Source organism: Tenacibaculum sp. 1_MG-2023 (assembly GCF_030547425.1).
GTDB lineage: Bacteria > Bacteroidota > Bacteroidia > Flavobacteriales > Flavobacteriaceae > Polaribacter.
In genome coordinates this window covers 96,456-104,556 of record NZ_JAUORH010000012.1, presented here as the reverse complement: position 1 = coordinate 104,556, position 8,101 = coordinate 96,456, and the positions used below count along the sequence as shown (strand labels likewise).

The 8,101-nt window shown below is 30.9% G+C and carries 8 protein-coding genes and 3 pseudogenes; 5 read left to right on the top strand and 6 right to left on the bottom strand.

The annotated features are described in order from the left end of the window. Positions 1 to 61: 61 nt before the first annotated feature. Complete coding sequence (locus tag Q4517_RS09980; protein WP_303508711.1) at positions 62 to 340, bottom strand: hypothetical protein; 279 nt, start codon at positions 338 to 340, stop codon at positions 62 to 64. 483 nt (positions 341 to 823) lie between these two features. On the opposite strand from Q4517_RS09980, the pseudogene Q4517_RS09975 reads away from it, so the two are divergent. Further along, a pseudogene (locus tag Q4517_RS09975) lies at positions 824 to 958 on the top strand (IS110 family transposase); the annotation flags it as partial. 308 nt (positions 959 to 1,266) lie between these two features. Here Q4517_RS09975 and Q4517_RS09970 read toward each other — a convergent pair. Then, on the bottom strand, positions 1,267 to 2,148 hold the full coding sequence (locus tag Q4517_RS09970; RefSeq protein WP_303508709.1) for a LysR family transcriptional regulator: 882 nt from the start codon (positions 2,146 to 2,148) through the stop codon (positions 1,267 to 1,269). A gap of 94 nt (positions 2,149 to 2,242) precedes the next feature. Between Q4517_RS09970 and Q4517_RS09965 the strand changes: the two genes are divergently transcribed. Together Q4517_RS09965 and Q4517_RS09960 are read left to right on the top strand one after the other, a co-directional pair. Beyond that, complete coding sequence (locus tag Q4517_RS09965; RefSeq protein ID WP_303508708.1) at positions 2,243 to 3,169, top strand: DMT family transporter; 927 nt, start codon at positions 2,243 to 2,245, stop codon at positions 3,167 to 3,169. A 208-nt stretch (positions 3,170 to 3,377) separates the two neighbouring features. Continuing rightward, positions 3,378 to 3,995: pseudogene (locus tag Q4517_RS09960) on the top strand (IS110 family transposase); the annotation flags it as partial. A gap of 55 nt (positions 3,996 to 4,050) precedes the next feature. Here Q4517_RS09960 and Q4517_RS09955 read toward each other — a convergent pair. Genes Q4517_RS09955 through Q4517_RS09945 form a run of 3 tightly spaced genes read right to left on the bottom strand, consistent with a single transcriptional unit; the run spans position 4,051 to position 5,807 of the window. After that, entirely contained in the window at positions 4,051 to 4,653 is a 603-nt protein-coding gene (locus Q4517_RS09955; protein ID WP_303508706.1) for a bifunctional 2-polyprenyl-6-hydroxyphenol methylase/3-demethylubiquinol 3-O-methyltransferase UbiG, read from the bottom strand. A 1-nt stretch (position 4,654) separates the two neighbouring features. Further along, positions 4,655 to 4,927, bottom strand: coding sequence for a hypothetical protein (locus Q4517_RS09950; RefSeq protein ID WP_303508704.1), 273 nt, complete (start codon positions 4,925 to 4,927; stop codon positions 4,655 to 4,657). Beyond that, positions 4,902 to 5,807 (bottom strand): NAD(P)/FAD-dependent oxidoreductase, encoded by a 906-nt coding sequence (locus Q4517_RS09945; RefSeq protein WP_303508702.1) that lies wholly within the window; start codon positions 5,805 to 5,807, stop codon positions 4,902 to 4,904. Before Q4517_RS09945 ends, Q4517_RS09950 begins: the two co-directional genes overlap by 26 nt. Positions 5,808 to 5,994: 187 nt before the next feature. On the opposite strand from Q4517_RS09945, the gene Q4517_RS09940 reads away from it, so the two are divergent. Together Q4517_RS09940 and Q4517_RS09935 are read left to right on the top strand one after the other, a co-directional pair. Further along, on the top strand, positions 5,995 to 6,372 hold the full coding sequence (locus Q4517_RS09940) for a Fur family transcriptional regulator (protein ID WP_303508700.1): 378 nt from the start codon (positions 5,995 to 5,997) through the stop codon (positions 6,370 to 6,372). A gap of 132 nt (positions 6,373 to 6,504) precedes the next feature. Next, a pseudogene (locus Q4517_RS09935) lies at positions 6,505 to 6,633 on the top strand (IS110 family transposase); the annotation flags it as partial. Between the two features lie 40 nt (positions 6,634 to 6,673). On the opposite strand, the gene Q4517_RS09930 reads toward Q4517_RS09935, so the two are convergent. Continuing rightward, positions 6,674 to 8,089, bottom strand: a complete 1,416-nt coding sequence (locus Q4517_RS09930; protein ID WP_303508699.1) for a hypothetical protein — start codon at positions 8,087 to 8,089, stop codon at positions 6,674 to 6,676. Positions 8,090 to 8,101 lie beyond the last annotated feature (12 nt).

Sequence of the window (8,101 nt, the reverse complement as noted above, 5' to 3'; positions counted from 1 at the left end):
CTATTATTAGAATGATTAATAATGAGCCTATGACCTGGAAACAAATAAAACAGAACGTAACTTAATAACTCAATAAATTTAATTCTAGTTGAAAATGTGGTGAGTCGTTGTTTATTGGTTTGGATTGAATAAATAAATTGGCAGGTTCTATAACTAATTTCTCAAATTGGGTACTAGGGTTTTTTCCAATTTTTAAAGGCATTGTAATAGAACTGTTTATCATATTATTGTCTGATTGTGCATATCCTGTAAAATGAATAAATACAAGTAATATAATCAGTATGTTAATTTCAGAAACCTTCATTATTAAGCTCGATTTATCATTAAAAAAGTTTGTCAAATTTGAATGCGAACATATAATAAAACATTCCTATTGTAGCCAATAAATGAATTCCAAATCCAATGAAATTTATGACTTTTACATAAGCTTTATTATGAAAACCAATTATAGAGTAGAAAGCGAATATAAAAATAAAAGCTTCCAAACATATCACTAATAATTCTCTAAATTCAAAGTTATGTTGTTTTATAGTCGGGTTAGTAATGATCCAAAAAACAAATATGCCTATCACAGTAACCATATTCAAATAAGAAATTATTAAAGTTGTTTTTTGCATTTTATACCCAATGGTAATGGCTGCTAAATGGCAAATCAATATAATAGTTATTATTGTGCTTACGTGTAAATCATTCATAACTTAGTATATCAACATTCTCATTTTGTTACGATTGCCGGTAATGTGGTTTAAGCAACCAATTTAGTAAATACAAACCGAAGAAAAAAACAAGAAATTTAAAAAAAAAGCAAGAATTCTATAAGTGAATTTTAGCTAAGAGTAAAGGGCAAAAGCTTGCTTTAATAGCGGTGTGTAATAAGCTACTAAAACAAGCTTTTGCTATCGCAAAATCAGGGCTAACCTATGATAATAATTATAGAAGTATTTTAGTGAAAAGTTAATGAGTTTTTACTTGTTTTTTACCACATTACTTTGTTGTGCATAGTGTTTTCTACCCAAGTTTTTGTGATTAAAATAATTTTTCCTTTTATTCTAATCCATTAATTTTAGTCCGAATGTTTGTTTTTGTAAATGGAATGTTCTTCAAAAGTTTTCTTCTAAAGTGTTCCTTTTGAAAGGTAGTGAAATCGACAAAGGAGATTCACGAGCATTTATTTATCATATAATAAAGAAGGGAGTAAACACTCATTTTTGCAGCGGATGAAGCGTTGGTGTAAAAGTGTGTGTAACGGGTTAAGTATTCCAATGTTTAAATCTTCAAATAGTGTTTCAAAAAATTTAGATACGATTCCAATTCATTTTCCCGTTCCGTTTTCCACACCAATTTCATATCCAATTGGTATGGCAAATCAGAAAGTTCTATACTTTTTAGGTCAAGCGAAAACCCTTTTAAGGTCGATTTTCCCATCATCGTGATTCCAAGTCCTGCAGAAACCATTCTTAGGACGGTCGATGTATTCGGCGAACGATGCACGATTTTCGGGGAATATCCATAATTTCCAATGATTTTTAAAATTTCTTCCATATATCCAAACCCCTCGGGTTGTGGATTCAAGACCCATTTTTCGTTTTTACAGTCCGCCAAATCCTTAAAATTAGAGGTGTTCAACCGATGTTCTTTGGGTAAAATTAAAAGATAGTTTTCTTTGTAAATCGTTAGGCTCGAAAGTCCATCGGGAATAAATGCGTTTGGAACAAAACCAAAATCCACCTCGTTGTCGTTCAATTTGTCGAAAATCATTTCATTAGTTCCCTCTACGAGACTTGATTTTAAGTCGGGCAGATTCGTTTCCATATATCGTAGCAGTTTTGGCAAGACAGTATGCATCGCCGAACTTGCGTGTCCAATTTTAATTTCGCCTGCCTTTCCCTGATTAATCAAAACTCCTCTTTTAATGGATTGGTCGAGTTGGTTCAACATTTTGGAAACCTCCGTTTTAAAGAATATTCCCGATTTAGTCAACGTAATTTGCTTTCGTGAACGGTCGAATAATAAAAAACCGAGTTCTTCCTCAAGCACCTGAATCTGTCTACTTAAAGCGGGTTGGGCAATAAAAATCCGTTCCGATGCCTTTCTGAAATTCAGCGTTTCGGTCAATACCAAAAAGTTTTGTAATTGCGTAGTTGTCATTCTATTGATTAAAATATGTTATCAATTAATCAAAATTAAGTATTTTTTTTAATAATAAGAGTGTTCTTCCTTTGTATTTCAATTTATATTAGAGATGAAAGTAAAAAATAATTATAAAGTTTGGTTCTATTTTATAGCGTTGGTTTTAATTTGGGGCAGTTCGTTCATTTTGATTAAAAATGGATTAAATGGTTATACGGTTTGGCAGGCTGCAACTATCCGGTTAGTATCTGCTTTTTTAGTCATGTTTTTTTTTGCCATTCGGCATATTAGAAAAATACCAAGTGAAAAAGTTCCAGTAATTTTACTAGTAAGCTTGTTGAGTATGGTTTTTCCATCCTATCTGTTTAGTATCGCACAATCTCAAATTAGTAGTGCACTTGCGGGAATATTAAATGCTTTAGTTCCAATGTTTACAAGTATTCTTGGATTACTGTTTTTTAGAAAATCTATTAATAAATTACAATGGTTGGGTCTTGCTATAGGTTTTATTTCTGCTAGTTTTTTAATTTTGATTAATACAGGAAGCACATTTTCGTTAAACGAGTATGCGTTATTAATTATTATCGCAACTATTTGTTACGGGTTGAATTTTAATATTGTAAAAACGTATCTATCTGATGTGAATTCACTTCACGTAACCACAATTGCTGTTTCTTTTTCAGGAATATTCGGCTTTCTTTTTTTATTTTTTAGTGGATATGAGTCGTATATCAAAATTAGTGAGCAACAAGTTTTTCCGTTGCTATCATTAATTACATTAGGTGTTTTGGGAACAGCTTTAGCCCAGTTTATGCAGAATCAATTAATTCAAAAATCTACAGCCGTTTTTGCTAGTTCGCTTACATATCTGATTCCCGTTGTTGCTGTGCTTTGGGGTGTGTTAGATGGTGAAAAGTTGGTTTTTTGGCATTATTTAGGGATGTTAGGAATACTTATAGGTGTTCTGATTTTGAACAAGTTTGGAAAGTCTAAAAACAATTTGGCTTATGATAAAAAAACGAAAGTGTTGCATGTTTAATTGAAGTACAGAACGAGTAAGGGCATAGAAATTTTTGTATGGATGATGAATTGGAAAATTTTATGCTCTTACGGCTTGTTATTTTAAACTTTCTGAAAACTTTTATTGCGGAATTTTGAATCTTGGTAAGTCGTTTTTTACATTATACACTTCTTAAGTTTGTAATTCATTAAATTTAAAAATATAAATAAGAAAGGAAAAAGCGTAGAGTAAGGAACAACAAGAATGTTTACAAATAGTACGTTTATTGGGAGTTTACACGAAACAATCTACTCAATTAAAGAATAAGCTTCATGGTGAATCAGTATTAGGGAATCCCTCAAAATTGGTAGTTAATTCTTTTAAAAAGGCAGCTAAAACAGTAACAAAAAGAGATGGTTAAATTAGAAGAGTTGTTATCAGAGAGCGTAAAAAAGAGCTACCAAAATGAAGTGACTTTACTAAAAAAGATACCAGGTATAGGAACAAAAACAGTATTGATGTTATTGGTTTTTACCGATGGCTTTAATCGTTTTACATCAGTAAAAGAGCTGTGTAGTTACGTAGGTATTACCCCGACTATTAGAGAATCAGGAAGCAGTATAAAGGGAAGACCATAAATAAGTAAAATGGGCAATCCAAAGCTTAGAAATTTATTATTTATGTGCAGTTTTATGCTTGTAAATACAACAAAGCATGTCGAGAACTTTATGAACGAATAGTTGCTAAAGGTAAGAGTAAAAAACTAGCATTAATAGCCGTGTGTAATAAACTATTAAAGCAAGCATTTGCCATAGTAAAAAGTGGTTTGCCTTATGATAAAAATTATAAAAGTACGTTGGTTTAAAAAAGTATAAAGTGTACTTGTTTTTTACCTCAGTTCTTTGTTGTGGGCATTATTTTTATTCCTTTTTGCATTTAATCAGGTACATTGGCTGATTTTCGCTTACTTCGGTGATTTCAAAAACTCCGTACTTTTCAAATTCTGTTTTGACTGATTCTTTGTCGTAGTAAAATATTTTTGCTCCTTTATAAATTTCGTAACGGTCTTTACTTATTAATTTGCCCTTTCCAAATTGAGATGCATTTTTGGTTATGGCGGTAAAAACCATAAATCCATTTTTTGTCAATTGGTTGTAGCAGTCTTGTATCAATTTTTTTCTTTCTTTACTGTCCAATAAATGAATAAGAGCGTGACAAAATATTCCGTCATATTTTTTGTTATCAAAAGGCATTTTCTTTACAGATCCGTGAAAAATGGTCATTTCATTTCTAAAATGTTTTTTTGCGAGTTCAATGGCTGTTTTAGAAATTTCTATTCCGCTTACTATTATTCCATTTTGGATAAATGTTTGAGCATTTCGACCATATCCAATTCCGGGAATTAAAATGTCTTTTACCGAATTTTCTACAAAAAAGGTTTTTGTCAATTCAGCCGATTTTGCAGGTTTCATTCCCCATATTTCTTGTTTGTCGTTAAATGCTGTTTCCCAAAATTCTGTCATACTACATACAAGTTTTATCTTCTAATAATTCACATTTAATTCCTTTGCTTCTAAGTTGTTGAGTTATTAAGTTTGTGTCAATTACTTTTCCTTCAATTCTTAAAATGGAATGACCACAAGGATATGGTTTGTTAAAATCCTCCAAGTCGAAATTGATTTTTAGAGTTGGAAAACTTTTCTCTAAGAGTTTCAGTATTTCTTGTGAGAGACACACTGATTTTACATTAGTTATAAATACTTCAACCATATTAAAAACTCTCTTGTGTAAGTTCATTATTAATAACTGCCCCTGAAATGTTACCACTAGAAACTGCTATGGCAACAGAACGCATCATTGTACTGTTGTCACCACAAGCAAAAATGCCTTCTTCTGTGGTTTTTTGCATAAAATTTACTTTAATGTGTCCGTTCTCTGTAAGTTCACAACCTAACTCTTTGGGGATATTCGAGTTTTGCTCAAATGGAATAGAAGCATAAGCACAATCAAAGTTTTCCGAACTACCATCTTTGAATACAATTTTTTCTAATTGTCCATTTTGATATTCTATTGCAGAAATTTCTTTTTCAATGATTTTAATATCGTGTTGTTTTAATTTTTTGAGCTGGTTTTCATCAAAATCTTTTGTTCCCGAAGTGAGAATTGTTATTTCTTGGGTTAAATTATTCACTAAAGAAGCAAGGTGAAATGCTCTTTCTCCATTGGCAATTATGGCAGTTTTATTATTTCTTATTTCGTATCCGTGACAATATGGGCAGTGCACAACTGAAATACCCCAACATTCTGAAAAACCTTTTATATCTGGCATTAAGTCTTTAATTCCTGTTGCTAAAACCAATTTCTTTGCTGTAAACATATCTCCTTTTGAAGTGGCGATTTTAAATCCTTCATTACTTTTTTCTCCACTAACTGCAAGTCCGTCATAAAATTTTATACTGTCGTATTTTGTTACTTGGTTTTTTGCAATTTCAGAAATTTCCTTTGGTGTACTTCCATCTTGAGTTAAAAAATTATGTGAATGCGGTGTTTGACGATTACACGGTTTTCCTGCATCTATTACCAAGGTTTTACGAAGTGAACGACCTAAAGTCATTGCTGTTGAAAGGCCTGCATAGCTTCCGCCTATTATGATTACTTCAAATTCTTTATTATCCATATTGTTTTTGTTTTGAGCAAAGAGAGTTAATGATTTAGGTAGTGTAAGAACTAAACCTGATTGATGCTCCAAATAGTTTTATGATCTCTCTTCTTGTCATTGATTTGTATTATTGCGAAAATGTCGCAATAGTGTTTTTGACAAATATACAATCTTTTTGTATTATTGCAACTTGTTCGCAATAAATATGAGTCGAAGAAATACACCTACAAAAGAGGCAGTACTGAATTTACTATTAAATTCAAGAAAAGCGTTAAGTCAAGACGTTATTGAAAAGCAGTTAGATATTAAAATCAATAGAGCTACAATTTATAGAGTATTAAACAGGTTTTGTGAGGATGAGATAGTCCACAAAATAGTAGCAGAAGACGGAAAACAGTATTTTGCCATTTGCAAAAAATGTGAGAATCCACAAGAAGTTATTCAACATCATTTTCATTTTCGGTGTTTGTCGTGTGATACGATTGAATGCCTGCAAGTTCCTGTTGAGTATTCAGTTCCTAATGGCTATGAAGTTCAAAACGCAAATTGCGTTCTGACTGGGTTTTGTAATGACTGTTCGTAGGTTTGTTTACATTGCCCACAACGTGTTTCTTTAGTTTGTTGCGTGTTAAAATACCTAATTTAACAAATACAAACCGAAGAAAAAAACAAGAAAATTTAAAAAAAAAGCAAGAAATTTATAGGTGAATTGTAGCTAAGAATAAAAGGTAAAAGCAAAAAACTAGCTTTAATAGCGGTGTGTAATAAGCTATTAAAACAAGCTTTTGCCATAGTAAAAAGTGGTTTGCCTTATGACGCAAATTATAAAAGTACGTTGGTTTAAAAAAGGATAAAATGTACTTGTTTTTTACCTCAGTTCTTTGTTACCTGCTGGCTTTTTCTTCTTCTTCCTCATAGTCCCAATATAATTGTACAAAACCGTTTATAGATTGAAGCCTTAATGTTAAGTTTTCAAATTTCCATTTTCTTCCATCCCATTTATCATTATTATATTCGTCGGGTTTTAACTCGCCTTCATTATTTAAATCTGTTCCAAAATAAAGCAATAATCGTTTGACAAGTATTTCTACTTCTTTCGGTATAATGAACCAATTTGTTGGCTTATCTTGACTTAAGAAGGTTGAACTTTCTTCTGATTCATCTGTTGGAAAAAAACAAATGATTTTATTAAAGAAACCAAATAAAAAGAATGGGAAATAGTATGTCTTGTAAATTCCATCTTCGGTTTTTGATTCATAAAAGTTATCTGAATTAAGAATGTCTTGTATGATTCTTAAATCTATTATTGGATTATTATAATCTAAATACCTTTTGTAAAAATCGATGAATTCATCTGGTTTAAAAACTCTAGTATTGATGTTTAGTTTTTCGTAAACTTTTTTAGTTTTTTTGTAAGACTTATTGTCATTAATCACATAAAAATTGCAAGTAGAAGCAAAAGAAGCGTGAAATCCGTCATCAGTTGTATTTTTGAATGTTTCCTTTCTTCCTTTTTTAATATTTACTTTATCTTCTTGATAACCGTGCATATCTAATTTAAGATACTCATTTGTAATATCATCGAACCATTGTGGACTGTATTTCGATTCTTGTTTTAATTGGTCAAGTGAAACACCTAGTTTATCATAACTTTTTTGAATCAAATCAAAAGGGTTTTCTGTGTCGAATATTTTATCTCTATTGATTCCTGTGCCACTTTGGACAGTTTGCCTTAAATCTTTGTAACCTTCTAATTCGTTCAGGTTGAATTTCATTTTACTGAAACTTTTAAAAAATCCATCCATTGTTGGATTTTCCTTTAAACCAGGAAACATTTTTTCCATAATTTGAGAACTTTCAGGATTATCGAAAGCTTGCTTAAAAGATTCTTCGATAGGTAAGGATTTGAGTAAGTCAAATATTGGTTTTACTAGACTTTTAGATAATTCATCATCTTCAAAGTTATTCATTAATCCATCAATGCTCAAATCACTAAAAGTGTCTTTGTCAGTGATATTTTGTTCAAATAATTCTTTAGGTGGATAAAAATCTAGGACAATTCCTTTGCCGTTATTGAATAGACAATATTCGTTGGTTACGTTTGAAATAAAATCTAAATCAGAATTAATATATTCTTTTTGTTCAGGTGTATTATTGAAACTTGAAGATAAATCGTTTATGTGTGATGTTGAAAACGGAATTAATAATTTTTCGTTGTCTTGAATTATTTCTTTTAACTCGGAATGCTTACCGTTTTTCATTTGTGATAGAACATTCCAGTCAAAATATATTTTAATCATTTTTTATTGTTT

What these genes read in the sequence shown, in the direction of transcription:
- Q4517_RS09970 (WP_303508709.1), bottom strand. Translation starts at nt 2,148, where the DNA reads ATGACAACTACGCAATTACAAAACTTTTTGGTATTGACCGAAACGCTG.
- Q4517_RS09965 (WP_303508708.1), top strand. Translation starts at nt 2,243, where the DNA reads ATGAAAGTAAAAAATAATTATAAAGTTTGGTTCTATTTTATAGCGTTG.
- Q4517_RS09955 (WP_303508706.1), bottom strand. Translation starts at nt 4,653, where the DNA reads ATGACAGAATTTTGGGAAACAGCATTTAACGACAAACAAGAAATATGG.
- Q4517_RS09950 (WP_303508704.1), bottom strand. Translation starts at nt 4,927, where the DNA reads ATGAACTTACACAAGAGAGTTTTTAATATGGTTGAAGTATTTATAACT.
- Q4517_RS09945 (WP_303508702.1), bottom strand. Translation starts at nt 5,807, where the DNA reads ATGGATAATAAAGAATTTGAAGTAATCATAATAGGCGGAAGCTATGCA.
- Q4517_RS09940 (WP_303508700.1), top strand. Translation starts at nt 5,995, where the DNA reads ATGAGTCGAAGAAATACACCTACAAAAGAGGCAGTACTGAATTTACTA.
- Q4517_RS09930 (WP_303508699.1), bottom strand. Translation starts at nt 8,089, where the DNA reads ATGATTAAAATATATTTTGACTGGAATGTTCTATCACAAATGAAAAAC.